The following is a 25,988-nucleotide window of genomic DNA, read 5'->3' on the forward strand; positions in this document are numbered from 1 at the left end:
TTAAAAAGCTTACTTTTGGTTTCTTGTAACAAATTCATATTTTTCATATTTTTTTGAATGACCAGGAAGTATTTTCTCAGTTGCATTAAGAGAATCCCTTTCATAGGATTTTAAAGTTAGCAACCTATAAAATAGAATTGATAGTTCTTCAATATCTTCTTCAGTTATGTGGTTTGTTTCTTTAAGAGGGCATAGAGATAAAATAAATTTAAAATATTCACCTGGAGTCATTAATGAAGTCCTTCGATTAAATAAATCAAAAAAATAATTCTTATCAAGCTCATCCATCTCATTCTCATAAACTTGTCTTTTTTCTTTATCAGCCAAAACATTATTTTCAATATCTTTATCTATTGCTTTTAAAATTCCCAATCTATTCGAATACAAATTTGCATCATTAACATCTTCTAATAAATCAGAAACATATAAGTTTAAATTATGAGCTATCAATTCTAAAGTTGATATTGTTGGATTTCTTTTACTATTTTCATAATTATATATAGCATTTCTAGAAAGTTCACATTTGTGAGCTAATTCCTCTTGAGATAAATTCAGTTTAGTTCTATAGAATTTGATTTTTTCTCCTAAGGTCATAATTATCACTCCTCACAAATATTTTACAGATTTTTCATACGAATGTAAACGAAAAATGGAAATATTATTAAAAGTATATTGACTTCACACAAATGGATACATATAATAAAAATATGGGAATTTCATACAAATGTGTGAATAGGTGGAATAGAACGAGTGTTTTAGAAGGAAGGGATTATAAATGATAAGAAAACTTGAAGGATTAACAGCCAAAGATCTAATTGAAATACTAGAAAATTATCCTAAAAATGCAAAGGTGTGCACCGAAATGTTAGGAGAGTGTTTTCCAGTAAAACAGGTAGAGCAATGTATTTATTATGATTTTGAAAAAGGTAAAAAAACTGGAGAACATAAGGGTGTTTTGATTAAGTAAAAAAGGGGAGGGGTTATAATTAATGAATTTCAAAATATTTAAGTGTTATATAAGTGTTTGCAATTCATTGGATATAATTCCGTCATGGAGTGGACTTGAAAGATTTAGAGTATTTTGTTTAGTGGAGCGTGAAAATAGTGTCAGATATAAAATGGATTAAGATAGATAGTCATATATTTGAAGATGAAAAAATTAAATTAATAGAGACAATGCCAGAAGGAATTATGATCATATATGTTTGGATAAGACTGCTTGTACAAGCTGGCAGAATTAATGGAGGGGGATATGTTTATTTAAATGAAAATATTCCATATACAGCAGAAATGCTTGCAGCAATATTTGGAAAGCCTTTAGAAGCAATTAAATCTGCACTTAAAATACTATGTGATTTGGAAATGATAGAAGTAGCTTCAAACAATGTTATTAAAATAATAAACTGGGAAAAGCATCAAAACGTTGAGGGCATGGAAAAGGTTAGAGCTCAAAATAGAAAAAGGGTAGCAGAACATAGAGAAAAGAAAAGACAAATCGAACAAGTTTCAAAGGAAAATTCTAGTGAAAATAAAGATAATAATTTTGAAGAAACAAAAGATAAGAAGAATGAAGAAGAAAGTTGTGGAAATGAAAGTATTAAAACTCAAGAAGCTGAATCTGATATTATAAGTAACGTTACTGTAACGGAACAGAATAAGAAAGAGAATAAGAATAAGAATAAGAATAAGAATAAGAAGGAGATAAAGAAAGAGAGTGAGAAACTTGAGGTAAAAGAAACGGAATTATCCTTAGAGAAAATCCAAGAAGAAAATATACAAACTAATGACCATGCTATTCCTCATATGAATGCTAGTTCCTGTGGTGAAACTGCTAATAATGATGATCCTAAAGCTGAAGGCGTTAATTCTAAAGCATTAGAAATATTATTGCATTATGAAAAGATAACTGGAATTCCAGGAATAATTAATTCTGGCTCCATTGCATTAGCACTTGATATCCATGGAGAAAAATATGTAAAGATGGCTATTAACAAGGCAATTGAGGTAAACAAAATTGATATGAATTATATAAATGGAATCCTAAAAAATTGGAGAATGCAAGGATATCCTAAGGAAGATGTGGAGGTGAAAAAGAATGACCATGGAACCATTGGAAAGAATGGTAAAGCAGATAAGAATGAATTTACAAGAATCAAACCAAAAGAACCACGAAGACTTACAGAAGAAGAACGAAAGCGTGTTGAAGAAAAACTCATCTAAAGATAAGTACTCTCAAATGGAATCAAGGGATAACTTAGAAGGACGAAATTCCAGAGTACGCTCTTCAGTTAAATGTGATAAATGTCAGGATACAGGTTGGATTTTAATACCTCAGGAGCACACTCAGCCGTTAGCCATAACCTGTGATTGTAGAAAAGTAGAAAAGCTTAGGCATGAATGGAAGGCTTCAGGAATTAATACTGAAATGTCCAAGCATAAATTCTCAAATTTTGAAATCTGGAATGAAGCTTCTCAAAGAGCAAAAGATACAGCTTTAGCCTATTATAATGACTTTAATGAAGTTAAAGACAGCAGAAGAAATAGTATTTTATTTTGTGGTCAGGTTGGAAGTGGCAAAACTCATTTAAGTGTAGCACTTGCTATAAATTTTCTTGAAAGAAAGACTAAAGTTGTATATATGCCATATCGTGATGTGATTACAAAAATAAAACAAAACATGATAGATGCTGAGTATTACACAAAATTGCTTCACAAATATAAAGTTTGTGAAATTCTCCTTATTGATGATCTTTTCAAAGGAAAAATCAATGAAAGTGATACAAATATAATGTTTGAAATAATTAATTATAGATATCTTAAATTTTTACCTATAATAGTAAGCAGCGAATTTTCAATTGATAAATTATTGGCTTTTGATGAAGGCGTTGGTTCTAGAATATTTGAAATGTGCAAGGACTATGTTGTAGAAGTTGAAAAAGATTTACACAATAATTATAGATTAAAATAAATTCATTTCATAATATTTATAGATTAAAGTAAATCAGTTTATAGTAACTATAAATTTAAGTTAAGGGAGGAATAAAAATTGAAGAAATCAGGAATAGTAAGAAATGTTGATAATTTAGGAAGAGTTGTACTGCCTAAAGAAATAAGAAAAGTACTATCCATAAGTGAAGGTGATCCTGTAGAGATTTCACAAGAAAATAATCAAATAGTAGTAAAAAAATATTATAAAGGATGCATTTTCTGTGGGATGGAAAATGAAGTTACTGAATTTAAAGGAATTAGTATTTGTGGAGGATGTATCAAGGAATTGGTGTGAGATAAATTTTATGTGAGATTAATACCTTACAGTTGATACAGTTATTAATGGATATTAAGTAGATGAATATGGATTTTGGATAGTTTAATAGAGATTTTAAAATAATAAAGGTAAATCAAGTAGAAATGCTAGTTTGCCTTCATTTTTTTGTGCACCAATATAAAAATAGAAGCCCATTCTAGATAAAATGAGCTTCTTCTTTCGATATTCTTATCAGATTTACAATCAAATTTAAACAAGTTTTTATGAATGTGTATTTATACATAATATTTTATTATTTTGTATATGGATAGTAAGGAATTCTAATTGTATTTCCAGTTTCATCAAATTTATAATTTGTTCCACTTAATGGAGAGGTTCCAGCAACAAGATTTAGTCCTACAGCATAAACTGCATTTGCATAATCTGTTGGGTTTTGAATAACAGTTCCCAACATGGAACCTTCTTTAATTAATTCTTCTGTCTTAGGTAAACCACCAATTCCAACAACAGGAATGTATTTTGAAGGATCATTTTTGTTAAAATCGTACTTTTGAAGAGCTTCAATGACACCTATTGCCATATAATCGCTATTAGCTATTATTGCTTCTGTTTTACCATCATGATGTAGCATAACTGCATCAATAGTATCTCTAGCACATATCCTATCCCAATTACAAGAGGTAGAAGAAAGTTCTTGGGTATTCACTTGTTCTTCATTTAGAGTTTGAATAGAATATTTACTTCTTGCTATGGTTGCAGGGTCATTAGCAGGACCTTTTATAATTATGTATTGTAATGTATTATCATTGTTATGATCTAGAGATGCTTTTTTATTTTTCCATTCATCAGCAAGAATTTTACCTTGTAAAATTCCAGATTGTTCATCATCGCCACCTATAACAATAGAGCGAGGATAATTTTTGGCTAAATTTGCTAATTGAGTACTTGGTGGCGCAAATATTATAAAGGGAATATTTTTGGAGGATATCATGTTGAGAGTATTGCTTAAAATATCCAAATTTTGAGTGATTGGCTGAACTACAAAAAGGTCAAAATTTTTAGTAAGTGCTTTGCTAACATTATCATTTTGAGTACTTTGATTTCCTTTTGAATCAAAAAAGGTAAATTGAATTTTATTAGGCTTTTCTTTTTGGATGTTTTCTAAGCTTTGTTTTACATTAGAAAGAAATAATTCATCAAGATCATATAAGAAAACTGCAACATTAATTGGGGCTTTGGTGTTTGAATTTTGTTGAGCATAAGTTTTATATTGTGATGTATATAACAAAAAGCTAAAAACTATAATAAATGATAATATTGACTTTAATTTTTTCATAGCAGGCCTCCTATAATTAATAAAACACATATTATTAGAGTACCTTAAAGCATAAAATTTATTCATTTGAATCCAATGTTATTGAGCTTGATTTATAGCTTTAAAGAGTTTCTTTAAAATAACATCACGTCTTAGACAAGCTGTTGAATAGCACATATTTTTTATATAGGAATAAGTTCTTATGGTATTATTTTTGAAAAAAATAAAATCAATAAGAGCCTTTTCCTCTTCATTTAATTTGTTAAGTGCAAATCTAAGCTCTTCATAGTCACATTCTTCAGAAAATAAATCTTCTAAGCTAATATCCTGACAAATCAACTCACTTTCAACATCAGCATGTAGACTTAGAGCATCGTTGCCATCAGTAGAGTTTCTTATTTTAGTTTTTTTGATTAAATCATTTAAATTATTTTTAATTGAACTAACAGCATATCCAACAAATCTATGTTTATTTAAATCATATAGCTGAATACATTTAAAAAGAGTTTCATAACATTGGTTTTGAATGTCTTGCATATCATACCTGTCAATAAAGGTTCTTTTTGAAATATTAATAATGAAAGGTCTAAATTCTTCAGCTAATTTTTCTTTTGAGGTTTTGTCGTTATTTTTGCATTTTGTAACTAGATCTTCTATATATTCGAAATTCATAAAACACCACCCTTAAATCAATTAATAATTAACAGTTGTTAAGAAAATCTCTTTTCAACAATAGTGACAGTCACCACAATTATGTATATATATAGGATATATGATAATAGGATAGGTATTCTATATATAAAAAGAAATTATTACAATAAAAAATACATAATAATAAATATTGCGTATTAAACGTTTATGTGTGCCTTACAAAATATGCTATAATCAACTAGTAATAAATTATATGGTAATTTGTTGAAAGAATAAATGAGAAAGGAATTAAATATGGGCATATTTAAGAAATTATTCAATAAGCAAGATAGAAGTGAACCAGAAGAAGTTAAAACAGAGGAGAATAAAATTTTAATAGAGAGCTGGTCTCCAGTCTGTAATATTCAGGCCTTTGTTGAGAAAAGCAAAACTACAGTTTATTTTTATTTATGGGTTAATCCAGGAAGTGAAAATAGTATAATTAAGCCATGTTGGGTATGTAATATTGATACTGCAGATGAAAAAAACATTGATTATAAAGAAATGGATAATGGAATAGCACCTAGAATGCCTTTAGAATATTGCAGTCATAGCAGTAAAGGAATAGATATTGATGAAGAGAATTTATCAATTATTTGGTTTGAGGAAGGTGATGCAGCAGCATTGCTTCAAAATAATAAACTTTTGGCTGTAATACCAGGCTGGGCTGAAAATGGATTTTATGGATATTCAAGATATGCTAAAGGAACTGGACCATTTGCATGGGAATTAACTGAGGCTGAAGATAATCTTTATAAAAGGGTAATGAAGAGTAAAAAATATTGGGATTATTTAAAGGAAGGCTATTTTAAAGAAGTTCAGAATATGCATTTATCAGCTCTAGAAAGTTTTTTTGGGAAATATGAAAATTATTATGCTATAGATAATAATCAGTTTCCTTCTAAAGCATTGATTACAGGAAATAAGAATAAAGTTAATTATGCATTTACAGCTGGAGTAAGTGTATTATGTCAGCCTAAAATTGAACAATTTTTTGAATATGGTGATGCAAAGCAGCAAAGAAGAATAGAACTAGGATTTGCATGTCGTGATGGTTTTAAAAATAAAAGTGATGATTATATGAAGTTATTAGGTTATATAAGTGGACAGACTAATTTTCCATGGCAGGTAATAGCATGGTTAGGAAATGGGCATACAATTCCTTGTAATGCAATTGAGAATTTTGAGGCTGTGTTATTTATAAATAATAATATGTTTCCTCAATTTGATTCACCTAAATATGAAAAGTTTATGGATGAAAGAATTAACCTGTTATGGATAATTCCTATAACTAAAGAGGAATACAATTTTGTTCAGAACAACGATATTGATAAACTTTTTGAAAAATATAAAGGCAATTTGGAAGAGATAATTATATTTGACGAAACTCCTAAATTTATTAACTCTGGCGTATAATATAGCAACAAAAACTTATGCTAATTAATTTTAAGCATAAAATAAAAATAGAAGCCTGTCCGTATCCATATTGGTAGGACAAGCTTCTGTTTGATAATGAATCTAAGCTACAGTATACTTAGTGATCTTTCTTTCAGTTAGGTGAGCACTTTCCTTTTGAGTAAGAGCACCTGTTGTTGTTAAAAAGATGTTTTTTGATATAATTGTGTCCATTAAAGCATTTGCTTGTGCTTCAGTAATTGAAGATTTAATTCCAGCTATGCTTAAAGTGGACTTTGCACCTTTTTCTGTTAAAAAAACCATTTGTAACACATATTCCATTATATTTTCACCTCCATTTTAATTAGGGAACCCGAATCTTTGATTTTGTGTGAGTCAGTTAAGCAGACATCCAAATCTATGATTTGATGATGGTCGCTTACTCTGTGAGTACTCAGCGAACGTATGTGATTCGAGTTTCCTTATAATATTTTTACAATTAACTGCATTAAGCCTTGACTAAGTCAGAGCTTACTACTAAAGCTACATTTTTAGAATTTGCTTCTAAAAGATCTTTAATAGCTTCTGCAACATCATAGGCATTTTGAGGATCTACATCATTTCTCAAATTAGAAAAAGACTTTTTGCTATATACAGGATCCCCAGCCTTATCAGTACCTTTTTGAACTTCAATTGTCATTGAAGTTCCAGTAGCAACTTTATTTACAGCCATACTTTTCAACTCCTTTCATTTGATTTTCATATAGGATATATGTGTGGAAAGGGAAGATTACAGATTGAATTACAGATTTTTTTATTATTTAAAGAATTATTTTATTTTTATAAACATGCTATAATTAACCAAAAGATATATTGATATTTTTTAGTTAATTAGTATATTAATTTAAGTGGAATAGAGGTATAAATAATGATTCAATCAATTGTGCATATTGCTTTAGTGGTGAAAGACTATGATGAAGCAATTGAATTTTATACAAAAAAACTTCATTTTACATTAGTTGAAGATACATATCAGCCAGAGCAGGAGAAAAGATGGGTAGTAGTATCGCCTCCAGGTTCAAATGGAACAACAATATTACTAGCAAGAGCATCTAAGCCAGAGCAAGAAGAATTCATAGGAAATCAAGCAGGAGGAAGAGTGTTTCTTTTCTTAGGAACTGATGATTTTTGGCGTGATTATAATGAAATGATAAAAGTAGGAATAGAATTTGTTAGAGAACCTAAAAGACAGGATTATGGAATAGTTGCAGTATTTAAAGATTTATACGGAAACTTATGGGATTTAGTTCAATTCAATGAAAATCATCAGATGCTTAGAAGAGTTAGATAAATATAAATAGAATACTAATTATAAGTTCCAATTGAAACAAAACCAGTAAAAAATAGTTGTAAAGATTATTACTATAAATATGAAATCTTCAACTTCTCAACATATATCCAATATGAGGAGGTGAGGATTATGGAAGTAAATGAATTAATAAATCTAGTAGTTAATAATGGATTTGCTATAGCTGTTGCAGCATATTTGCTAATACGCTTAGAAAAGCAAATTAATAATTTATCTACATCTATTAATAAACTAAATACCATAATATCAGCAAAGCTTGGAGTCATTATTGAAAATGATGATTCTGGTAAATGTGCATAGTAAAAATGGCAGTAAACATTATGTTTGCTGCCATTTTTTATAAAGAATTTTTATTTGAACTTTTCCAATCTGTAATTATCTTTAGAATCTACTGTAATAACTCTGCTTTTAAAAGTCATAGATATTTTTACAATATTGGTATACAAATTTCACAAAGATGTTTATTTATCATTTTCAATGCATATCGTTCAAGAATAGGCCTTCCAGCATCATACTCATAATTTGCTTTTGCTAATTCTGAAAATATCTCTCTCCATGCTTTTTCCATAGCATCAGCTGTATGGTTTATTGTAAATACACAATATCTTCCACCTATGATTTTCCCCAAATTAATATTATTATCATCAGCTTTAAATTCCTCTGAAACAACTAAACAAGTATCATAACGACAAGCCTTAGGTTCTGTAAATTCAGGATTATCTTGTGCTATGCCCAATATTATTGAGTCTTCATCAATTAAGTCTTTTTCTTTAGCCCAACTTTTTAATTGTTCCATCACTTCTACATTTTGTGGACCATAAGGACCTATTTTTCTAATATAAGCAATTTTATATGCTGGTATCATTTCAATATCAATATTCATAACTTACCTTCTTTATTAATAGAGTACATCGATGCCTGAAATCATCATATAATGCTTTAAAATGTATTTCAACTTATTTTTTAAAATAGTTTTAATTAAGTGAAAATATCATCTTTACATATGTGATGCATAGTAATAATAAATATTTCTTATATGAGAAATAAAAAATAGTTTTTTACTATGTTGCAGGGCTTTTATTAAAAGATAATTTATGAGGCAAATTTGTTTTTAGGAGGTGCTAGATTATGAGTAATTTTATAATTGCAGCAGGTCATACTGCTAGTGGTAATGTTGGATGTGGGGTTATTAATAAACTTGATGAAAGTAATTGTACAAGGGAAATTGGAGCTTTAGTTGTAGAGTTTCTACGGGAAAAAGGTCATGGAGTTAATTTGCTTAGAATTGATGAGGCGAATAAATACAGCTCAGAAGATTGTTATGTAAGATCAATTCAAGCAAATCAAATAGCACAAAGTTTAGACATAGAGCTTTATGTTGAAATTCATATTAATGCAGGAGGAGGAACAGGGCCAGAGGTTTGTGTTACAGGTAAGTCAGAAATAGCAAATCAATATGCCGTTAAGGTTTGTAATGCTTTGGCATGTAGCTTAAATTTACCTAACAGAGGTGCGAAAACAAGAAATCTTATTGTTCTTAATAAAACTATTATGCCTGCAATCTTAATTGAGTGTTTGTTTGCTGATAGTGAGGATGCAGATAAATATAATGCTGAAGTCATTGCAAGAGCTATTGTTAATGGATTAGTTGGTGCTGAGAGTTCAAGTGATGGTCAATGGAAATATGGTTGGAATTGTAATTCTATTGGATGGTGGTATTCCCTTGATCCTATAAATAAATTTTATTTTACTTTTGATAATGGATGGAAGGAAATTGAGGGTGAGTGGTATATTTTTGATAACAGGGGATATGCTTTGCAAAGTGCCTGGTATTATGATGAGGGGTATAAGGCTTGGTATTACTTTGATGAAAGCTGCAAGATGGTTAGAGGGGAGAATGATAAGCCTTTATGGAAGTGGATTGATGGTGGCTGTTATGCTTTTGGAGAAGATGGGAGAATGTATAGGGATTGTGTAACTACTGATGGATTTAGCGTTGATGAGAGTGTGGCTTGGATTAAATAGATTTTATAAGGATTTATATGTTGAATTTGTTAAAAAAAAGAATTAATATAAGTTTAATACAGATAATATACTAAAAGTGGGAAATATAACAGTTTAAAAGAGAGGTTTAAATGAAAGAAAAAGTAATCAGAGTAAAAGGCAAAGGAACAGTTTCAATGGCACCAGATTGCATTGAGATAAATATTAATTTATCAGAAAATTATATAACCTATGAACAATCAATGGAAGCAGCAGCTGAATCCTTAGAAGAAATTAGAAAAGTCTTAAAACCTTTAGGTTTTGATAAGAAGGATATAAAGACAACGAATTTTAACATTAATTCTAAGTTTGATAGCAAAAGAAATAAATCTGGTGATTATGTAAGATACTTTGTGGGATATATTTATAAAAATGATTTAAGTATTGAATTCGATAATGATAATAAAAAATTAGGAAAAGTATTATATGCATTATCAAAGTGTAGCTCAAAGCCAGAATTTTCGATTAAGTATAAGATGAAAGATTATTCAAATATGAAGGAACTTTTGTTAGAAAGATCAGTGGAAGATGCTAAGAAGAAAGCACTTATAATATCAAAAGCAGCAGGTGTAACACTAGGTGAAATTATAAATATTGATTATAGCTGGAATGATATTAATATATATCATGAAGATAAGGTGTTATATGAAAGTATGAGTTGTTGTGAATCAAGTATTGAAACTATTGATTTGCAGGCAGAGGATTTATCTACAAGTGATACGGTGACAGTGATTTGGGAAATTGTTTAAATTATTTTCTCAGTTATTTTTACTTTTAGTAACAATAATAAATGGTACATTAGCAACTATTAAATACAAAAAGGAAAATAAGTTAAATTAATTAATATAAGGATGGAAATGAAAAGAGGGCGGAGAAAAATGGAGATATTAGTAATAAGACATGGACAGTCAGTTGCTGATATAGAAGGTAGAATGGAGGGGAGAGCAGATTTCCCTATTAATAATCTTTTTGCTAGTTTTATAAAGCTACCATTTAATACTGAGTATTCTATAAATTCAGGAGATACAGGTATTCATCTGTGGAAAGTAGCTAATAATCAAAGAGAGATTATTTTTTTAAATGGGCAAGAGCACTTGCTTGAATTAAGTAATTTGAAATGACAGATTTCTTATAAGGAGGTAATAACCGTGGTACTAGAAACTAAAAGATTAGCATTAAGAGAAATGACACAAGGAGATTTCACTGCTCTTTGTAAAATTTTACAGAATGAGGATGTAATGTATGCATATGAGGGTCCATTTAGTAGTAATGAGGTTCAAGGATGGCTTGATAAACAATTAGGACGTTATAAAGAATATGGTTTTGGTCTATGGGCAGTTGTTTTGAAAGAAACAGGTGAAATGATAGGACAATGTGGCTTGTCAATGCAGGATTACAATGGTGGCAAGCTAATGGAAGTAGGATATCTTTTTCAAAAAGAACACTGGCATCATGGATATGCAAGTGAGGCGGCAATTGCCTGCAAAGAATATGCTTTTGATAAGCTTAAGGCTAAAGAAGTATATTCTATTATTAGAGATACAAATATATCATCTCAAAATGTAGCAATAAGAAATGGAATGACTTGTATTGAGAAATTTATCAAGCATTATCGTGGTTTGGATATACCTCATTTTTTATTTTCTATTAAGAATATATAATGAGTATGATACAGAGTGGAACAAATTTGGAGTTAAAGTTAAGCATTATAAATTATACACATTTAAAAAGAGCAATATTTGATAAAAGTACATTTACTAAATATGATATATTAACATTGAAATATATAATCAGGATTTGATAAAGATTTAAATTATATGGACAATATAAAGCAAAGTAAGTTGAGGAATAGGAGTAAGAAATGGAAAATGCTATAATTGATTATTATAATGCTTATGATGAAGATGGAAGATTTTTTAGAAATAATGGACATCAAATAGAAATCATAACTTCAATGACATATTTTAAAAAATTATTTAAAAAGGGATCATTTATACTAGATGGCTGTGCTGGAACAGGTAATTATTCGTTTAAATTGGCAGAGTTAGGACATAAGGTCATTGCAGGAGATATTGTTCCACATAATGTTGATATTATTAGAGATAAGCAAAATACAAATCCTATATTGAAGGATATTTATACTGGAAACATAACTGACTTAACGCGTTTTGAAAATGAAATGTTTGATGTTGTTTTGTGTATGGGAGCCTTTTATCATATTGATAATGAAGATAGAAATATTGCAATGTCAGAATGTTTACGGGTGTTAAAGCCAAAAGGATTATTAGTTATTTCATATATAAACAATATGGCTGTTTCAGTATATTCATTAAATTCAAGTAATAAACTTGAAAATATTGAACAAGCTATTTCTTCCTATAATAACAAAACAAGAGATGGAATATTCTTAAATATGTCACCATTAGAAATTGAGCAAATAGCCCAAAAGCACAATGCTAAGATAGTTGCTCATATTGCAGCAGATGGCATAGGATACCTTCTTTCAGACAAGATAAATCAAGCTAATAAAGAAGATTTTGATAAATGGATTCAATTTCATTTAAAAACTTGTGAAGATAAAAGTTTATTAGGCTATAGCTTACATGGATTGATCATCTTAGAAAAAGTATGAATTTAAATGGAATAGATGGGACATATATCTGAAAATTTATTAACAAATTAGAAGGTTTGGAGTTATTTTATGAAAAACTTATCAATTGACTTTTACTTAAAAAGAAATTCACATAGTGAATTTATTACGGATTTATATAGATACTTATTAGAATTAAAAAAATGTGTTTATGTGAAAATAATATATAACCCTGAAAAATTAGAAAAGCCTGAAGTAGATATTTTAACTAAAATTTTCAACTCTTATACATGTGAAGATTTAAAAGATTCCACATTTTATTTAGAAAATTTATATGATGAAGACTTGGCAAAAGATCCGTTATGTTTAGAAGAAATAATTAAAGAGAGTTTTAGTGAATATAATGTTACTTGTTATAGTTCATTTATAGATAGTAAACTAATTGAAGGCTTATTAACTGATTTTTCTTATTCTAATATAGATCATCTTTATAAACTTAATTGCAATCAAATTATGTTTTTTACGAATAAGGATGATTATGAATCAATGGTATTAGGAGTTTATGATTTTCAAACAATGTTTTCTATCAGCCATTTGGATAATGAAGAGGTTCATATGATTAAAAGCATTTTTGGTTCTAAATTTAATATTAATAACTTAGAAATAGATATTTATGAAAATGAGATAAATTGATGTGAAAAAGTCGTATTACTGGCACTAAAGCTAAGTAGTGTGGCTTTTTATGTTATAAATTAATTCTTCAGTATGATGACAGAAGGGATAGTTAATTGAAAAAGCCTAACAGAGATATTTAAATGTAGTTGAGATTTTTTCTTTGGTATTCTAAACATGGATATGAGTTATTTCATCTATTGCTTATTTGCAGAAGTGTTATTTTTGTTTCATTCCAAAAGCAATCCACCGTCCGTCTATATCTTCTAAAACAAATTCCATATTATTATAATCAGTCATATGGAGTGGACGAACAATTTTAGCACCTTTGCTTATAAATTCATTTTGTAAGGCTTCTTGATTGTCAGTAATAAAATAAGAATCTTCCCCATAACCGTAAAGTTCTCTATTCGTATAAATTTTTTTAGTATTTGCTTTAGTCAAGACTATTTCCACACTATCACGGTAAAGGCATATGTGTGGCTCTTTTACATCTAAATATTTAACAATTCTAAATCCCATAATCTCATTATAATACTTAGCGGTTTCTTCGATATTAGGCGTAGGAAACACCGCAAGTATTGAATGAAGAATCTTTTCCATATATAATCTCTCCTTTACATAATAATTACAATTATGATTCATATAATAAATGTGAATCAATTAAACTGACATTTTTCATATTTTGTTTTAGCAGATAAATTGGATTTTGTAAACTGCAAATACTATTATCATTTTAAATGTACTTTCTTAACCACTGTGTAACAGCTTGTGATTGTTCCTTTGTATGAAAATCATGTTCACTGCCGAGTGATACTGTTAAGTCGCTATTGAACTTTTTTGCAAAACTATCTATAACAGCACGACTTTGCAAATTATCTTCTGTCCCATAAATAATTGCAGTAGGTATATTCCATTTGTCAATAGGATGTTCTTTTACATAGCAGTAGTAATCCCATGAAAGAGTATCAATTGGTGTAAATATTTCCTTTTTCTCTCTAAGTAATTCTTCTGTAACATTGAACCATTTGAACATTTTACATATTAAGTGTTCCATATCAAGAATTGGTGACTGAAATAAGCATTTCTTGATTGAAAGATTTTTATATGCAAGCAAACTGAAATACGCACCAAGACTACATCCGAATAAGCTTATATTCTTCCAATTTTTTTGCACGTATGTTCCAATTATTTCAAGGTCATGTACTCCATTCCAAACATTGCATAGATAATTTTCATTTTTTCGCTCACCATGTTCCGGAAGGTCAAAGCTAAGAACTTGATATCCTCTTTCAACTGCTATTTCTGCAAATTCATGTGCACTTTCTTTGTTTGACATTTTTCCATGAACAAATATATATATTTTATCTGAAAGTTCTCCCCATAAAATAGCTGGAATATTTTCTATTTTTATTTTTCTTGTATTCATATGCTCATCCCCATATTTGATTTCTATTAATTTACAATCAAATTATAACGTCATATCTCATAATTTATATAGTTCATAAATAATTCTGTAATAAAATTGTCCATACTATCAAAAATATAAGCGGCATTTTTATCTCATTAATATTAATCTCTATATCATCAAAACTCAGCTCCAAACCGATCTACCTTGCATTTTCATGTAGCCTTTTTACTAAGCATAGGATCACAATACAATACATTTTAATATTTCTATCATACCAAGCTTCCCCACAATACTTATAATAACATTTCAATTGCTTTATCAGCATCTTTTTCTGTAATTCCTATCTCTGGATTAGTTCGTATTTGCCTAATAGCTAACTCATCATTATGCAAATCTATGTCATCTAAAACTATCCACTTATCAATATTAGGATTCTGCTTTAACCATAAAAATATCTCTGATGCTTTCACTTTACTGAACATTTTAGATTTTCTGATTTCTTCAGTAGTTAGGTCTGGAGTCATTGCATAAATGCTTAAACCAGAATCTAGTAACAAATCAATTAGATTCTGTGCCTCTTTTCTAATTGGCTGCATATCATTATTAAACCAAAATCTCCATCCTGAATGCATAACTAGTGCAGCACCTGTTTTATGTACTATTTTTGCTAGCAATTCTATCTTTTCTTTATCGATTAATGTTCCATCACTAATTTCTTTCTGATGGCTTTCCATCCAGAAATTTGAGTTAATTACTCCATCAATATCTAAAAAAATTACCTTCATAATATATCTCCTAAATATAATTCTACTTAACTATAACTATATAAATAATTTCTACTACAAATTCAATTTTTTTAATTATAGCAAAGAGCAGACTAAAAAAATTACTTTCATACATCTTTCCTAAATATATTTTCAATTAGTTACATATAAATAAATCTCCACAACAAATTTACAATTTATCTGCTCATTTACAAATAATATTCACATCTAAAAAAACAGTAACAATCAAACTCGAGAATTGGAAGTTTGATTGTTACTATATTATAGAGCAAATTAACTTTATAATTTATTATGGGTGATATCTTTGTTTCAAATCTGTAACTTGATTGTCTTTTATAGTTACATCACATAAAATACCTTGTGTTGTTTCTCCAAGCTCTTTCTTTGCTTCATCAAAGTTTGATTTAGTTGCTTCAGTACCAGTTTTAATTATACTATAAGTGGCATTATTTGAAACTTTTACTTTTTTTACTTCTTTGTTTTTATCTCTTATATAATAATCATTAGTATATCTAGAATCTGCTTCTTTTCTTGTACATTTATCATCTTCCATTATAGCCTTAATAGCTTCTTCTCCTGACAACCATTGTACGTATTGTATTGAAATATACTTACTTCCACTTTCTTCATACAACTTTTTTACATAACCTAATTGTTTGCCATCACTAGTTGTTGCTTTAGCTGTATCAGTTTTAGCTGTAGTGGTTGTTGTATCAGATTTAGCAGCATTAGTTTTATCATTGTTTGTTTTAGTCTCTGTAGTAGTTGTAGATCCAGATGTTTCTTTTACTGCCTTATCGTCTGCACTTTTGGGGGCACATCCTGTAAAATTAATAGTTCCAAGTATTAGTACAGCAATTAATAATTTTTTCATATTTCCCTCCCAACGCTTTACATTTTTTATTCTAATTCTATAAATGAGCAATTTTCATAACAAATTTTGGTATTAGATAAGATATGCACATATATATAGGCATTGCTGCCTTTTTTAGTTGATGAACAATAAATTACTATTACGCTTAATGATAATATTTTATTATGCTCCAATAGGGTTATTAACTACCTTAGTTTTTCTACTTGTTCATCAATCCATTTGTATACATTATTCACTTCTCCAGCATAATCATCATTGATCTCAAAAAAATTAGAATTATTCTTCTTACAGAGTTCTTTGAGCTCTAAATGATATTTAATAAAATTATCTTTGCTCATATACAAATTATCAAATTCTTTTTGTTCTATCTCACTTCTATGTTTAATGATTCCTGAATCTAAATACTTATCAATATAATCCTTTGAAAAACCTATATAGAGAGAAATTATCGACAAATATTCTGATTACTTAACTTTGTTTTCTATCTACAATCTCACCATTATTTTTCAAAATACTATCCTCTGGAATATAACCTCTCACAGAACACAATGGATAAACAATACAACTTTTACCTAATATTGTACCTGGGTTTAAAACTGTATTACATCCTACTTCTGATGAATCACCTAAAATTGCACCAAATTTCCTTAGGCCAGTTTCAATAATATCTGTACCATATTTTACTTTTACTAAAGTTCCATTTGACTTTAAATTAGAGGTTATTGCTCCTGCCCCCAAATGGGATTTATACCCTAATACTGAATCACTAACATAATTATAATGTGAACCTGTACTTTATTGAAGAGAATTGAATTTTTAATTTCAGTTGAGTTTCCAATAACAACGTCATTTCCAATGATAACATTTTCTCTAATATAAGCTGAATGCCTGATTTCGCAATATAACCGATAATTGCCGGACCTTTTATCATAACACTTTTTTCAATAGTAGTGCCTTTTCCAACCCATACAAATTCCTCAATCCTTTCAAAATCATTTGGCAGGGTTTTTGCGTACTCAAGAATGAAGGTATTAATTTTTGTAAGAACTTCCCAAGGATGTTTAACCCCTCTAAATATTGCTTGTGCGTCTAATTCTCTCAATGTAAAAAGTTCATTAACGGAAATGCCCATCATAATCCTCCTTAAATATATTTCGTAATAATTTACAATTATGATTCATATTAATAGTTTGAATCAATTGAACTGACATTTTTCTTATTTTGTTCAAGTATATGCAATAACTTCTTTGCTAATCTTCCCATTTGGGCTTAAATTATCTTTAAAATCTTTCCAGACTTCTTTCCTCATTCAAATCATTTCTGGGGTAGGTTTTGCATTAACATCTTTATCACCTATAAAAATTGGATTTTATCTAATCCCAAATATAGAAATTGAAATCAAAAAAATAAATAGTGCAACACACAAACTAAATATTGCAACTATTTTATATTTCTTCCAATACTGAATGCTTTGAATCAACATCAACAGACCCATTAATGGTTGAAATACATTTATTGAATTTTCCCAGATACCTAAAATATGCATCCCAGCCAATATTATTATACTTATGGAACAAATAATCCCAATCACAGATAGCACTTTTTCATATGTTTGTTTTTGACTCCATATATCTTTGAAGTTTTCCATTTTACCCCACCTATATTTTCTTATTTACTTCTCACAATTTTAAACTATTCTGTATAAATTATAGCATATTTTGTAAAAATCCTATTATTTAATTTTCAAAAAACATTTTTATAATTTTCTGCGTCCTATCTACAATTCATTCATAAATTTGTGGAATTACGCACTAAAAAAATTGCAAATCCAATCTCTTGAATAATACAATTTTACAATTTGTTATTTAATTTTATCGATTTATTATATAAGAAATAATAAACATACTATACCAATAACGTCACTTAAATAGTGTCCAATCCATGAAGCAAATATGTTTTTAGTTCTTGAAAATATAATTCCCAATATTATTCCATCTACAAATATTCCAGACATATCTAATGCTGTAATACTAATACTTCCATGTGAATAGTGCATAAACGCAAAAAGAAGTGATGAAATAATTATAGCTTTAAATGGTGTTATAAACCATTCTAACCTTCCTTGAACAAATCCTCTAAAAATAATTTCCTCTAAAAACGTACCAATTGTAACAGTAATTATTGCAGGTATTATTACCTCTACATCCATTGGTAATCGTGATTTTACGTAGTCAATATACCCTGGTATAAAATGCTTTCCTATATAAAATGTTAAAAGTGGTGAAATAACTCCAACTAATAAAATCCAATGCCAATTACTCCTTGTATCTGATAAAATAGTTTTTATATTGAATCCTATGTCTGACCACGAACGATGTCTTTTTCTTTTTTCAACCAAAAGATATATTATAGAAATTAAAGGAATAATTGATGTAAGACTATTAAATATCAAAAACAATGAAACAGTAGTTATTATAACGGCCAGTGTTTCTGTTAATAACCGTTTATCTAATTGTTGTTCTTTTTTCATTGCGTAGCCTCCAAATTTATTAATTAACTTTAATAATTACTGGTTTACATTTCTTTACTATTCCTAATTAATTATAACATAAATTGTAAATATAGCATTATTTAATTTTCTAAGAACGTTTTATAATTTCTACGTCAAATCTACAATTGATGTCTAATTTAGTATTATAATGCATTAAAAAAACCGCAAATTCAATCTCTTGGATAATACGATTTTGCAATTTGTGATTTATTTTTAGTGACTCATAATTAAATAAGATCCTACATATATTATTAATTGGATATGTTTTAAATCAGTGTTGGAAATGGATAAATTGGTTTAATGGTGTTGCAACAAAAAATATATCAGTAACTATATTAAAAGGTTCAAATGGCTTCAAATATTTGATTCATATAAAGAAATAATAAAGGCTAAAAACTTTATAGTTCAAAGCAATGTAGCACATTCATATATCAAAGTAAAAGACTTAAAATATAGAGAGCCAATAAATGTATATTGTGTGTAATATTTTGTAAATTATGTTATAATAAGTGTTATCAACAACTATAATTTAATGAACAATAGTAAATTATTGTGAAGAAGGAGGAAATGTAAAATGGAAAAAACAAACAAAAGGTCAATATATTCATTAATATTAGGGCTTATATCAATATTGTTACCTTTTATTGGGTTAATACTTAGTGCTTTTGGAATAATTATATCATGTAAATCTGTTAAAGAGATAAACAATTCAAAAGAAAAGGGTCTGGGTTTTGCTAAATCAGGAAGGGTTGTTAGTATTATAGGTATATGTTATCAATTATTTATAATACTTGCATTAATATTGTTCGTTAATGTAAAGGCTATTAAGTAAATTCTTTTTTTTACTTAATTATCATTTTTATTAAATTATGGATCACTAAATTAAAGCGCAAATCGTAAAATCATATTATTCAAGAGAGTCAATTTACGATTTTTACAATTATTTACCAAAAGCTAGGAAAATATGATTATAAACAATCTTTCCATTTAATATAGTTTTCCTAAATACTATAATTAATTACATACGTCCAACTAAGTGGGGATAATAGTGATAGAGTTATTTTATTAAAACTATTAATTGTTGTTTAAGTAGGTGGCAATATGATTAAGATAGCAAAAAATATTTTGAATTATAAAAATCTATTTAACGAATATAGGAAGGAGTGAATTTTATGAATTGTAACAAAAAACTTCCAAGAAGCACACCAGAGGAGCAGGGTATGCCTTCTAAAGCTATATTGGATTTCCTTTTAGAAATAGAGAAAGAAAAAGTTGAACTTCATGGTTTTATGCTGTTAAGGCATGGAAACGTGATTTCAGAAGGCTGGTGGTCACCTTATAGCTCTAAATTTAAGCATATGCTTTATTCACTTAGTAAAAGCTTTACTTCAACAGCAGTTGGACTTGCAGTTAGTGAAGAACTTATTTCAGTTGAGGATAATGTAATATCTTACTTTGATGAGGAACTACCAGAAAATATAAGCGAAAATCTTTCAGCAATGAAAATAAAGCACTTATTGTCAATGTCTACAGGGCATGATAATGACACTTCAGATCGTGTATTTTCTCAAAAAAAAGTAAGCTGGGTAAAGGCATTTCTTGAACTTCCTGTAGAGCATGAGCCGGGTACACATTTTGTTTATAACACCGCTGCTACATATATGCTTTCAGCAATCGTTCAAAAAGTAACAGGTCACACACTACTAAATTATCTTACACCTCGAATTTTTGAACCTTTAGGTATTGAAGGTGCAACTTGGGAAACTTGCCCCAAAGGAATAAATATGGGCGGATTTGGACTTAGCATAAAAACTGAAGACATTGCTAAGTTTGGACAACTGTATCTTCAAAAAGGTATATACAATGGGAAAGCTTTGATACCTGAAGCATGGATTAAGGAAGCAACTCAAAGCCACATATCCAATGGAAGTAACAAAGATAGTGATTGGCAACAAGGCTATGGTTATCAATTTTGGATGTGCCGTCATAATGCCTATAGAGGAGACGGTATGTTTGGTCAGTATTGTGTAGTTATGCCTGAACAGGATGCTGTAGTTGCAATAAATGGTGGTGTAGAGGATATGCAAGTTGTGTTAAATCTGATTTGGAAACATCTAGTTCCATCTATGGGAGAAGAAGTATTTACAGATAATAGTGAATGCTGTATGGAACTTAAAGAAAAGCTCTTAAACTTAAAGTTACCTATGATTAAAGATTGTAATTTGGTTAATAGTTTTGATTCTTCTGCAAAGGAAAGTGAAATAAGTGGTAAATATTATAACTTACAGGATAATGAATTTGGATTTGAGAAAGTATCAATTTGTTTTCAAGCTTGTCAGTTTGAGCTAACTGTAGTTCATAGTAAAGGCGAGTATAAAATTGTAGGTGGATTAGGGGAAAGGTTAGAATGTAAAATTGATTTAATTGGTGATTTTAGTTTAGTATCTTCTTATGGTTATTGGAGCAATAAAAATACATTTGTTATTAATACGCAGTTTATTGGGACACCATTTTGCTGTACATTAGAACTTTGTTTTGAGGGTAATAATATAGAAGTAAAAGGAAAGCTTAATGTATCATTTGGTATTAAAGAGTTACCTAACTTAAAAGGAGAATTATAATGGATACATATATTAAGGATTTGTGTGCGCATGAATAATATTAAAATTAAACCAGTAACACGAGAAGATATATCAATTTGTATAGCTACTTGGTATATTAAGGTAGCCGAAGGGAGAAACAATGGCTAGAGCGAAATATCAAGTTTTAGTTATACCGTATATAATTCAAGATGAGACGATTAAATATGCTGTGTTTAATCGTTCAGACATGCAAATTTGGCAGTTTATTGCAGGTGGTGGTGAAGATGGAGAAACACCACTTCAATCTGCTAAACTTGAAGCTTATGAAGAAGCTGGAATATTGTTTGATAATAAATACTATTCTTTGGAAACCTGTTGTAGTATTTCAACTGAATGTTTTGAAGTACACAGAAGCATATGGGGAGAAGAGTGTCTTGTTATTCCTGAATATACATTCGCAGTGAATATTAGGGGTGATGAAATAAAACTTTCTAATGAACATATTGATTATGAATGGATGGATTATCAAACTGCTAAAGAAAAATTAAGATATGACAGTAATAAAGTAGCCTTATGGGAGGTAGATAATAAAATTAAAAGAGGTCTGTTAGTATAAAAAACTCAAGTTAGACTGATTAAGCAAAATAAGAATAATGTAGGTAAGATAGATAATTACAATTATAAATGATTAGAATTAATGGGAGGAACTATGTTAACTGAGAAATATTTATTATGTTATGCAGAAATGAAAGATATAGATTCATGGATGAAAATGGTTGATATTGTTAGTGATAAGTTTCCAGGATTAGAGACATTTGAGAAGATGGATGGTTATAGACAAACTGTGATTAAGAATATAAAAAGAAAAACTGCCATTTGTGTAAAACATAAGAGTGATGTTGTTGGTGTTATGCTATTTTCTCATAACTCTAAATGTCTTTCTTGCATGGCAGTGCATCCCAATCATCGTAGGAAAGGGATTGCATCTGCAATGATAGAAAAGATGCTATCATTATTCCCAGAAGATACATATATAACAGTTACCACATTTAGAGAAGAGGATATAAAAGGAATTGAACCAAGACCATTATATAAGAAGTTTGGATTTGAGGAAGATGAATTTGTAACTGAATTTGACTATCCACTACAGAAATTTATATTACATAAAAATAAGTGAAGTATTTCTAACTATTAATTGTCAATGTACTTAAATTGTGAATTAATAAGATTGAACAACCAATTGTAAACTCGATTAATTAAGAGATTGAATTTACGATTTTTTTAATGCGTCATTGTAAGATATTATGAAATAAATATATATTAAAACTTTAGAGAAATAAGGTTAATAATTAAACAACTTAGAAAGGAATTTATTAATTATGAAATTAACTTGGAAAGGTAAGTATACTAATGAAAATCAATTATTAATTGGAAATCTTCCAGATAATGCAGTAAAATTTAAAGGTGCAGAAAATACTACTAGATTAATGTTAGAATCTAGTTTGTTCGCAATTTTATCAATAATTATTATTGCAATTTTTGTATATTTAAAAAGAAAATTGAATCTCGGGACAAATACGCATGGATTATTTAATTTGTGGGGAGCAATGTTAAGTTTCCTATTTATTATTCCACATGAACTTCTTCATGCTATTGCTGTCCCTAAAAATGCGGATGTTCAAATTTGGTATTCTGTTAAAAGTATTATGCCATTTACTTATTTTAACTGTAAAAATTCAAAATTAAGGTTTATTTTTATAGGTCTTTTACCTACTGTTATTTTGGGAATTATTCCTTTTATAATATGGATTTTTACAGCATTTAATTCTGGTGAATTTTCAAAAATATTATTTACCTTTTCTACATTTAATATTTTAAATGGCTGTGGAGATATTTATCATGTTTATAGAGTAATAACTCAAATGCCTAACAAAGCTTTTGTGCAATTTTCAAGATTTAATTTGTATTGGTATCCAGCAAAATAGAAATAATAGAATGGTAATAATATTATTAAGAGATGTAATAATAAAGATTTATAGTAGTTAGAATCTTGTAATTTATGTTATATAAGATGGGAGGTTAAGTTAATGGATGAAAAAAATAATCATGGTGAATATAAAGTTTTCTATATGCTAATAGGAATGGCGTTAGGAATGATTTTAGGAAAAACACTTGGAAATTTAAATATTGGTATGGGATTAGGTATGCTAGTAGGTACAATGGTTGATTCGTTAGTATATTCTAATAAAAAGAAATAAAAAATGATTAGTAATATTCTTAAATTATAGATTAATAAAATTAAATTTTAAATTGAAAAATCTCATTATTTAAGAAAAACGAGCGATTTTATAATTTTCTATAATTAATGAAGAATCATAAATAATTGTATGCTGATTTATAAATAATTTTAATAGGGTTTAATGGAGGTAAAAATGATTTTTTTTGATTTAGATGGTACATTATTAGACCATAAAAGCGCTGAATTACTTGGAGTGGAAGCATTTTATGAAGAATATAAAGATTTATTTAAATTTGAAAAAGATGTATTTTACAAGTTTTGGTGTCAAGTATCAGATAAGTATTTTAATAAGTACCTAAAGGGAGAACTAACATTTGGCCAACAACGCATTGAAAGAGTAAAAGAGTTATTTAGTTATTCAAACATCAAACTTACAGATGAAGATGCTATAATTAAATTCAAGAAATATTTAAGCAATTATGAAGACAATTGGAAGCCCTATGATGATGTAATTCCTTGCTTAAAGCATTTATCAAGAAAATATGGACTTGGAATTATTAGTAACGGAGATTTAAAGCAACAATCATTAAAGTTAGAAAAAATGAATATTAAACAATATTTTACTGATATTATTACCGCAGGAGAAGTTGGTATTTCAAAACCTAATATAAAATTATTTGCTATAGCATGTAACAGGGTTAATAAGCAACCGCAAGAATGTTATTATATTGGTGATGATTTACAGACAGATATTATTCCTTGCAAAAATCTTGGTATGAATGGTATTTGGCTAAATCGAAAGGGAGAAAAATTGACTATTAACAATATACAGATGATTTATGATTTAAGCGATTTAAGAAATATTTTATAATCAGAAGATTTTATATACAATGTTTTTAAATTATGAATCACTAAAAATGAATAATAGATAATAAAAATATACTCCCTCCATACTGACAGTTTTATTATTTTAACTGTCTACTATAAAGGGAGCATATCAGTATGAGTGCATTATATATTTTTATTATTTTTCATTCTCTTGCAAATTAGTATTCCTAATAGTAAAAGAATCGGAAATATACTGGCAACAAGAATTCCCATTTTCAAGTTATCATTTTGGCTGCTGGATACCATACCAACTAAAGTTGGACCACCTGAGCAGCCAGCATCACCACCAAGCGCAAGTAGTGCAAACATCGCTGTTCCACCTTTTGATAATGCAGCCGAAGCTTTGCTAAATGTCCCAGGCCACATAATTCCAACAGATAATCCACAAACTGCACATGCTATCAGACTAGCCTCAGGTATTGGTATTAGTGAAATTCCAATATAAGATAAAATGCATAGCATACTGCTAAAAATCATGAATTGATCCAAATCGATTCTGTCTCCGTATTTTCCATAAAATACTCTTGAAATCCCCATCATGATTGCAAAAGCCATTGGTCCTGCTAAGTCTCCAACCGCCTTTGTAATTCCAAGTCCCTGTTCTGCAAAAGTAGATGCCCACTGGCTGACTGCCTGTTCACTGGCACCTGCACATATCATCATAATAAAGAGTATCCAGAAGAGTTTCATTCTAAATAAATCTTTCATTTGAAGCCCAGATTCCCCTTCTGGGAGCAGAGGTAATAGGGGAACTCTTGTAAATACACCTGCATTACATAGTGGGATAATTGCCCAGATAATTGCAAGCACCTTCCAGTTGTTTACACCAAACAAGTAGAAAAACAGAGTAGATATTGCGACAACTCCTACGTGTCCCCAGCAGTAAAAGGAATGTAGCATACTCATTGCCTTTTCTTTATTGTCCGATGGACATGATTCCACTATTGGGCTTACTAATACTTCTAGCAAACCACCTCCAATAGCATAAATCACTACCGCAGCAATGATTCCAGTAAGTGGAAGACGTGTCACTTCTGGCAAAATGGTAAGAAGTATCAATCCAACTGCTGAAAAAACATGAGCAATCACCATGGATGCACGATATCCAATTTTATCAATAAATTGTACTGACAGCAGATCTACAAGAAGCTGTATTGCAAAATTGATGGTTACAAGCAATGTTATCTGAGCTAATGGAATTCCGTATAATCTTTCGAAGGTTAGGAATAATAGTGGTACAAAATTATTTACGATTGCCTGAACTATATAACCAATAAAACAGGCTGTAATTGTTTTATTGTATTGATTTTTCAAAATAC

Annotated in this window: 37 protein-coding genes and 1 pseudogene; 22 read left to right on the plus strand and 16 right to left on the minus strand. The window is 28.9% G+C overall.

Annotated features, from left to right (window positions below):
* Positions 1-9 precede the first annotated feature (9 nt).
* The gene (locus tag GXK56_RS11755) at positions 10-594 is read right to left on the minus strand and encodes a helix-turn-helix transcriptional regulator (RefSeq protein WP_160687652.1); all 585 of its coding nucleotides are present in this window, start codon (positions 592-594) and stop codon (positions 10-12) included.
* A gap of 181 nt (positions 595-775) precedes the next feature.
* Here GXK56_RS11755 and GXK56_RS11760 point away from each other — a divergent pair, with 181 nt between their 5' ends.
* The 5 genes from GXK56_RS11760 to GXK56_RS11775 all read left to right on the plus strand — a co-directional run bounded on the left by GXK56_RS11760 (position 776) and on the right by GXK56_RS11775 (position 3,283).
* The gene (locus GXK56_RS11760) at positions 776-967 is read left to right on the plus strand and encodes a hypothetical protein (protein ID WP_160687653.1); all 192 of its coding nucleotides are present in this window, start codon (positions 776-778) and stop codon (positions 965-967) included.
* A 22-nt stretch (positions 968-989) separates the two neighbouring features.
* Entirely contained in the window at positions 990-1,127 is a 138-nt protein-coding gene (locus GXK56_RS27785) for a hypothetical protein (protein ID WP_202127871.1), read from the plus strand.
* Positions 1,105-2,220, plus strand: a complete 1,116-nt coding sequence (locus GXK56_RS11765; protein ID WP_160687654.1) for a phage replisome organizer N-terminal domain-containing protein — start codon at positions 1,105-1,107, stop codon at positions 2,218-2,220. The genes GXK56_RS27785 and GXK56_RS11765 overlap by 23 nt, the downstream gene beginning before the upstream one ends.
* 16 nt (positions 2,221-2,236) lie before the next feature.
* On the plus strand, positions 2,237-2,968 hold the full coding sequence (locus tag GXK56_RS11770) for an ATP-binding protein (protein WP_243156106.1): 732 nt from the start codon (positions 2,237-2,239) through the stop codon (positions 2,966-2,968).
* Positions 2,969-3,046: 78 nt separating this feature from the next.
* On the plus strand, positions 3,047-3,283 hold the full coding sequence (locus GXK56_RS11775; RefSeq protein WP_160687656.1) for an AbrB/MazE/SpoVT family DNA-binding domain-containing protein: 237 nt from the start codon (positions 3,047-3,049) through the stop codon (positions 3,281-3,283).
* A 274-nt stretch (positions 3,284-3,557) separates the two neighbouring features.
* On the opposite strand, the gene GXK56_RS11780 is transcribed toward GXK56_RS11775, so the two are convergent.
* Both GXK56_RS11780 and GXK56_RS11785 read right to left on the minus strand, forming a co-directional pair.
* Complete coding sequence (locus tag GXK56_RS11780; protein ID WP_160687657.1) at positions 3,558-4,601, minus strand: galactose ABC transporter substrate-binding protein; 1,044 nt, start codon at positions 4,599-4,601, stop codon at positions 3,558-3,560.
* Between the two features lie 78 nt (positions 4,602-4,679).
* A complete protein-coding gene (locus GXK56_RS11785) occupies positions 4,680-5,252 on the minus strand; it encodes a sigma-70 family RNA polymerase sigma factor (RefSeq protein WP_160687658.1) in 573 nt (190 codons plus the stop codon).
* Positions 5,253-5,507: 255 nt separating this feature from the next.
* On the opposite strand from GXK56_RS11785, the gene GXK56_RS11790 reads away from it, so the two are divergent.
* The gene (locus GXK56_RS11790) at positions 5,508-6,686 is read left to right on the plus strand and encodes a suppressor of fused domain protein (RefSeq protein ID WP_243156099.1); all 1,179 of its coding nucleotides are present in this window, start codon (positions 5,508-5,510) and stop codon (positions 6,684-6,686) included.
* Between the two features lie 102 nt (positions 6,687-6,788).
* Here GXK56_RS11790 and GXK56_RS11795 read toward each other — a convergent pair whose 3' ends face one another.
* Together GXK56_RS11795 and GXK56_RS11800 are read right to left on the minus strand one after the other, a co-directional pair.
* Positions 6,789-7,007, minus strand: a complete 219-nt coding sequence (locus GXK56_RS11795; RefSeq protein ID WP_160687659.1) for a DUF2922 domain-containing protein — start codon at positions 7,005-7,007, stop codon at positions 6,789-6,791.
* 166 nt (positions 7,008-7,173) lie between these two features.
* Complete coding sequence (locus GXK56_RS11800; protein ID WP_160687660.1) at positions 7,174-7,398, minus strand: DUF1659 domain-containing protein; 225 nt, start codon at positions 7,396-7,398, stop codon at positions 7,174-7,176.
* A 195-nt stretch (positions 7,399-7,593) separates the two neighbouring features.
* Between GXK56_RS11800 and GXK56_RS11805 the strand changes: the two genes are divergently transcribed.
* Positions 7,594-8,016 (plus strand): VOC family protein, encoded by a 423-nt coding sequence (locus GXK56_RS11805; RefSeq protein WP_160687661.1) that lies wholly within the window; start codon positions 7,594-7,596, stop codon positions 8,014-8,016.
* Positions 8,017-8,145: 129 nt separating this feature from the next.
* Complete coding sequence (locus tag GXK56_RS11810; RefSeq protein ID WP_160687662.1) at positions 8,146-8,334, plus strand: YvrJ family protein; 189 nt, start codon at positions 8,146-8,148, stop codon at positions 8,332-8,334.
* A 127-nt stretch (positions 8,335-8,461) separates the two neighbouring features.
* On the opposite strand, the gene GXK56_RS11815 is transcribed toward GXK56_RS11810, so the two are convergent.
* Positions 8,462-8,917, minus strand: coding sequence for a GyrI-like domain-containing protein (locus tag GXK56_RS11815; RefSeq protein ID WP_160687663.1), 456 nt, complete (start codon positions 8,915-8,917; stop codon positions 8,462-8,464).
* 245 nt (positions 8,918-9,162) lie between these two features.
* Between GXK56_RS11815 and GXK56_RS11820 the strand changes: the two genes are divergently transcribed.
* The 6 genes from GXK56_RS11820 to GXK56_RS11845 all read left to right on the plus strand — a co-directional run bounded on the left by GXK56_RS11820 (position 9,163) and on the right by GXK56_RS11845 (position 13,360).
* On the plus strand, positions 9,163-10,059 hold the full coding sequence (locus tag GXK56_RS11820) for an N-acetylmuramoyl-L-alanine amidase (RefSeq protein WP_160687664.1): 897 nt from the start codon (positions 9,163-9,165) through the stop codon (positions 10,057-10,059).
* A gap of 110 nt (positions 10,060-10,169) precedes the next feature.
* Entirely contained in the window at positions 10,170-10,826 is a 657-nt protein-coding gene (locus GXK56_RS11825) for an SIMPL domain-containing protein (RefSeq protein ID WP_160687665.1), read from the plus strand.
* Positions 10,827-10,955: 129 nt separating this feature from the next.
* On the plus strand, positions 10,956-11,198 hold the full coding sequence (locus GXK56_RS11830; protein WP_160687666.1) for a hypothetical protein: 243 nt from the start codon (positions 10,956-10,958) through the stop codon (positions 11,196-11,198).
* 27 nt (positions 11,199-11,225) lie between these two features.
* Positions 11,226-11,738: a GNAT family N-acetyltransferase gene (locus GXK56_RS11835; RefSeq protein WP_160687667.1), complete on the plus strand. Its 513-nt coding sequence runs from the start codon at positions 11,226-11,228 to the stop codon at positions 11,736-11,738.
* Positions 11,739-11,938: 200 nt separating this feature from the next.
* On the plus strand, positions 11,939-12,709 hold the full coding sequence (locus tag GXK56_RS11840) for a class I SAM-dependent methyltransferase (RefSeq protein ID WP_160687668.1): 771 nt from the start codon (positions 11,939-11,941) through the stop codon (positions 12,707-12,709).
* Positions 12,710-12,778: 69 nt separating this feature from the next.
* Positions 12,779-13,360: a hypothetical protein gene (locus GXK56_RS11845; protein ID WP_160687669.1), complete on the plus strand. Its 582-nt coding sequence runs from the start codon at positions 12,779-12,781 to the stop codon at positions 13,358-13,360.
* Positions 13,361-13,558: 198 nt separating this feature from the next.
* On the opposite strand, the gene GXK56_RS11850 is transcribed toward GXK56_RS11845, so the two are convergent.
* The 9 genes from GXK56_RS11850 to GXK56_RS11885 form a co-directional block, all read right to left on the minus strand.
* Complete coding sequence (locus GXK56_RS11850; protein WP_160687670.1) at positions 13,559-13,942, minus strand: VOC family protein; 384 nt, start codon at positions 13,940-13,942, stop codon at positions 13,559-13,561.
* 133 nt (positions 13,943-14,075) lie between these two features.
* Positions 14,076-14,768 (minus strand): alpha/beta hydrolase, encoded by a 693-nt coding sequence (locus GXK56_RS11855; RefSeq protein WP_160687671.1) that lies wholly within the window; start codon positions 14,766-14,768, stop codon positions 14,076-14,078.
* Between the two features lie 275 nt (positions 14,769-15,043).
* Entirely contained in the window at positions 15,044-15,535 is a 492-nt protein-coding gene (locus GXK56_RS11860) for an HAD domain-containing protein (RefSeq protein WP_160687672.1), read from the minus strand.
* Between the two features lie 289 nt (positions 15,536-15,824).
* Positions 15,825-16,409, minus strand: coding sequence for a hypothetical protein (locus tag GXK56_RS11865; RefSeq protein ID WP_160687673.1), 585 nt, complete (start codon positions 16,407-16,409; stop codon positions 15,825-15,827).
* A 185-nt stretch (positions 16,410-16,594) separates the two neighbouring features.
* Positions 16,595-16,864, minus strand: coding sequence for a hypothetical protein (locus GXK56_RS11870; RefSeq protein WP_243156100.1), 270 nt, complete (start codon positions 16,862-16,864; stop codon positions 16,595-16,597).
* Between the two features lie 13 nt (positions 16,865-16,877).
* A complete protein-coding gene (locus GXK56_RS28730) occupies positions 16,878-17,147 on the minus strand; it encodes a hypothetical protein (protein ID WP_347707950.1) in 270 nt (89 codons plus the stop codon).
* A 14-nt stretch (positions 17,148-17,161) separates the two neighbouring features.
* A complete protein-coding gene (locus GXK56_RS28735) occupies positions 17,162-17,302 on the minus strand; it encodes a hypothetical protein (protein ID WP_347707951.1) in 141 nt (46 codons plus the stop codon).
* Positions 17,303-17,778: 476 nt separating this feature from the next.
* Positions 17,779-18,057 carry a DUF3953 domain-containing protein gene (locus GXK56_RS11880; RefSeq protein ID WP_160687674.1) on the minus strand — a complete coding sequence of 93 codons (279 nt, stop codon included), beginning with the start codon at positions 18,055-18,057 and terminating at the stop codon, positions 17,779-17,781.
* 234 nt (positions 18,058-18,291) lie between these two features.
* Positions 18,292-18,939, minus strand: a complete 648-nt coding sequence (locus GXK56_RS11885; RefSeq protein ID WP_160687675.1) for a type II CAAX endopeptidase family protein — start codon at positions 18,937-18,939, stop codon at positions 18,292-18,294.
* A 302-nt stretch (positions 18,940-19,241) separates the two neighbouring features.
* On the opposite strand from GXK56_RS11885, the pseudogene GXK56_RS11890 reads away from it, so the two are divergent.
* From GXK56_RS11890 to GXK56_RS11925, 8 genes and pseudogenes are all read left to right on the plus strand, one after another.
* Positions 19,242-19,444: pseudogene (locus GXK56_RS11890) on the plus strand (IS1595 family transposase); the annotation flags it as partial.
* A gap of 90 nt (positions 19,445-19,534) precedes the next feature.
* Entirely contained in the window at positions 19,535-19,792 is a 258-nt protein-coding gene (locus GXK56_RS11895; protein WP_160687676.1) for a DUF4190 domain-containing protein, read from the plus strand.
* A 340-nt stretch (positions 19,793-20,132) separates the two neighbouring features.
* Positions 20,133-21,581 carry a serine hydrolase gene (locus GXK56_RS11900; RefSeq protein ID WP_160687677.1) on the plus strand — a complete coding sequence of 483 codons (1,449 nt, stop codon included), beginning with the start codon at positions 20,133-20,135 and terminating at the stop codon, positions 21,579-21,581.
* Positions 21,582-21,702: 121 nt separating this feature from the next.
* Positions 21,703-22,158, plus strand: a complete 456-nt coding sequence (locus GXK56_RS11905; protein ID WP_160687678.1) for an NUDIX domain-containing protein — start codon at positions 21,703-21,705, stop codon at positions 22,156-22,158.
* A 93-nt stretch (positions 22,159-22,251) separates the two neighbouring features.
* Positions 22,252-22,719 carry a GNAT family N-acetyltransferase gene (locus tag GXK56_RS11910; protein ID WP_202127872.1) on the plus strand — a complete coding sequence of 156 codons (468 nt, stop codon included), beginning with the start codon at positions 22,252-22,254 and terminating at the stop codon, positions 22,717-22,719.
* Positions 22,720-22,921: 202 nt separating this feature from the next.
* Complete coding sequence (locus GXK56_RS11915; RefSeq protein ID WP_160687679.1) at positions 22,922-23,527, plus strand: DUF3267 domain-containing protein; 606 nt, start codon at positions 22,922-22,924, stop codon at positions 23,525-23,527.
* Positions 23,528-23,629: 102 nt separating this feature from the next.
* The gene (locus GXK56_RS11920) at positions 23,630-23,800 is read left to right on the plus strand and encodes a hypothetical protein (protein WP_160687680.1); all 171 of its coding nucleotides are present in this window, start codon (positions 23,630-23,632) and stop codon (positions 23,798-23,800) included.
* Between the two features lie 174 nt (positions 23,801-23,974).
* Positions 23,975-24,652, plus strand: a complete 678-nt coding sequence (locus GXK56_RS11925) for an HAD family hydrolase (RefSeq protein WP_160687681.1) — start codon at positions 23,975-23,977, stop codon at positions 24,650-24,652.
* Between the two features lie 140 nt (positions 24,653-24,792).
* Here the strand turns inward: GXK56_RS11925 and GXK56_RS11930 are convergent, their stop codons facing one another.
* Entirely contained in the window at positions 24,793-25,983 is a 1,191-nt protein-coding gene (locus GXK56_RS11930; RefSeq protein ID WP_160687682.1) for an MFS transporter, read from the minus strand.
* Between the last annotated feature and the right edge of the window lie 5 nt (positions 25,984-25,988).

Origin of the sequence: Clostridium sp. C2-6-12, from assembly GCF_009928485.1 — a bacterium.
Lineage (GTDB): Bacteria > Bacillota > Clostridia > Clostridiales > Clostridiaceae > Clostridium.

Bases quoted from the DNA above. Each gene is read 5' to 3' on its own strand.
- GXK56_RS11865 (WP_160687673.1), bottom strand. From the start codon at position 16,409: ATGAAAAAATTATTAATTGCTGTACTAATACTTGGAACTATTAATTTT.
- GXK56_RS11805 (WP_160687661.1), top strand. From the start codon at position 7,594: ATGATTCAATCAATTGTGCATATTGCTTTAGTGGTGAAAGACTATGAT.
- GXK56_RS11760 (WP_160687653.1), top strand. From the start codon at position 776: ATGATAAGAAAACTTGAAGGATTAACAGCCAAAGATCTAATTGAAATA.
- GXK56_RS11825 (WP_160687665.1), top strand. From the start codon at position 10,170: ATGAAAGAAAAAGTAATCAGAGTAAAAGGCAAAGGAACAGTTTCAATG.
- GXK56_RS11810 (WP_160687662.1), top strand. From the start codon at position 8,146: ATGGAAGTAAATGAATTAATAAATCTAGTAGTTAATAATGGATTTGCT.
- GXK56_RS11905 (WP_160687678.1), top strand. From the start codon at position 21,703: ATGGCTAGAGCGAAATATCAAGTTTTAGTTATACCGTATATAATTCAA.
- GXK56_RS11915 (WP_160687679.1), top strand. From the start codon at position 22,922: ATGAAATTAACTTGGAAAGGTAAGTATACTAATGAAAATCAATTATTA.
- GXK56_RS11920 (WP_160687680.1), top strand. From the start codon at position 23,630: ATGGATGAAAAAAATAATCATGGTGAATATAAAGTTTTCTATATGCTA.
- GXK56_RS11840 (WP_160687668.1), top strand. From the start codon at position 11,939: ATGGAAAATGCTATAATTGATTATTATAATGCTTATGATGAAGATGGA.
- GXK56_RS11845 (WP_160687669.1), top strand. From the start codon at position 12,779: ATGAAAAACTTATCAATTGACTTTTACTTAAAAAGAAATTCACATAGT.
- GXK56_RS11820 (WP_160687664.1), top strand. From the start codon at position 9,163: ATGAGTAATTTTATAATTGCAGCAGGTCATACTGCTAGTGGTAATGTT.
- GXK56_RS11790 (WP_243156099.1), top strand. From the start codon at position 5,508: ATGAGAAAGGAATTAAATATGGGCATATTTAAGAAATTATTCAATAAG.
- GXK56_RS11755 (WP_160687652.1), bottom strand. From the start codon at position 594: ATGACCTTAGGAGAAAAAATCAAATTCTATAGAACTAAACTGAATTTA.
- GXK56_RS11780 (WP_160687657.1), bottom strand. From the start codon at position 4,601: ATGAAAAAATTAAAGTCAATATTATCATTTATTATAGTTTTTAGCTTT.
- GXK56_RS11910 (WP_202127872.1), top strand. From the start codon at position 22,252: ATGTTAACTGAGAAATATTTATTATGTTATGCAGAAATGAAAGATATA.
- GXK56_RS27785 (WP_202127871.1), top strand. From the start codon at position 990: ATGAATTTCAAAATATTTAAGTGTTATATAAGTGTTTGCAATTCATTG.
- GXK56_RS11800 (WP_160687660.1), bottom strand. From the start codon at position 7,398: ATGGCTGTAAATAAAGTTGCTACTGGAACTTCAATGACAATTGAAGTT.
- GXK56_RS11855 (WP_160687671.1), bottom strand. From the start codon at position 14,768: ATGAATACAAGAAAAATAAAAATAGAAAATATTCCAGCTATTTTATGG.
- GXK56_RS11925 (WP_160687681.1), top strand. From the start codon at position 23,975: ATGATTTTTTTTGATTTAGATGGTACATTATTAGACCATAAAAGCGCT.
- GXK56_RS11795 (WP_160687659.1), bottom strand. From the start codon at position 7,007: ATGGAATATGTGTTACAAATGGTTTTTTTAACAGAAAAAGGTGCAAAG.
- GXK56_RS11785 (WP_160687658.1), bottom strand. From the start codon at position 5,252: ATGAATTTCGAATATATAGAAGATCTAGTTACAAAATGCAAAAATAAC.
- GXK56_RS11815 (WP_160687663.1), bottom strand. From the start codon at position 8,917: ATGAATATTGATATTGAAATGATACCAGCATATAAAATTGCTTATATT.
- GXK56_RS11900 (WP_160687677.1), top strand. From the start codon at position 20,133: ATGAATTGTAACAAAAAACTTCCAAGAAGCACACCAGAGGAGCAGGGT.
- GXK56_RS11850 (WP_160687670.1), bottom strand. From the start codon at position 13,942: ATGGAAAAGATTCTTCATTCAATACTTGCGGTGTTTCCTACGCCTAAT.
- GXK56_RS11770 (WP_243156106.1), top strand. From the start codon at position 2,237: ATGGAATCAAGGGATAACTTAGAAGGACGAAATTCCAGAGTACGCTCT.
- GXK56_RS11830 (WP_160687666.1), top strand. From the start codon at position 10,956: ATGGAGATATTAGTAATAAGACATGGACAGTCAGTTGCTGATATAGAA.
- GXK56_RS11885 (WP_160687675.1), bottom strand. From the start codon at position 18,939: ATGAAAAAAGAACAACAATTAGATAAACGGTTATTAACAGAAACACTG.
- GXK56_RS11880 (WP_160687674.1), bottom strand. From the start codon at position 18,057: ATGGAAAACTTCAAAGATATATGGAGTCAAAAACAAACATATGAAAAA.
- GXK56_RS11895 (WP_160687676.1), top strand. From the start codon at position 19,535: ATGGAAAAAACAAACAAAAGGTCAATATATTCATTAATATTAGGGCTT.
- GXK56_RS11860 (WP_160687672.1), bottom strand. From the start codon at position 15,535: ATGAAGGTAATTTTTTTAGATATTGATGGAGTAATTAACTCAAATTTC.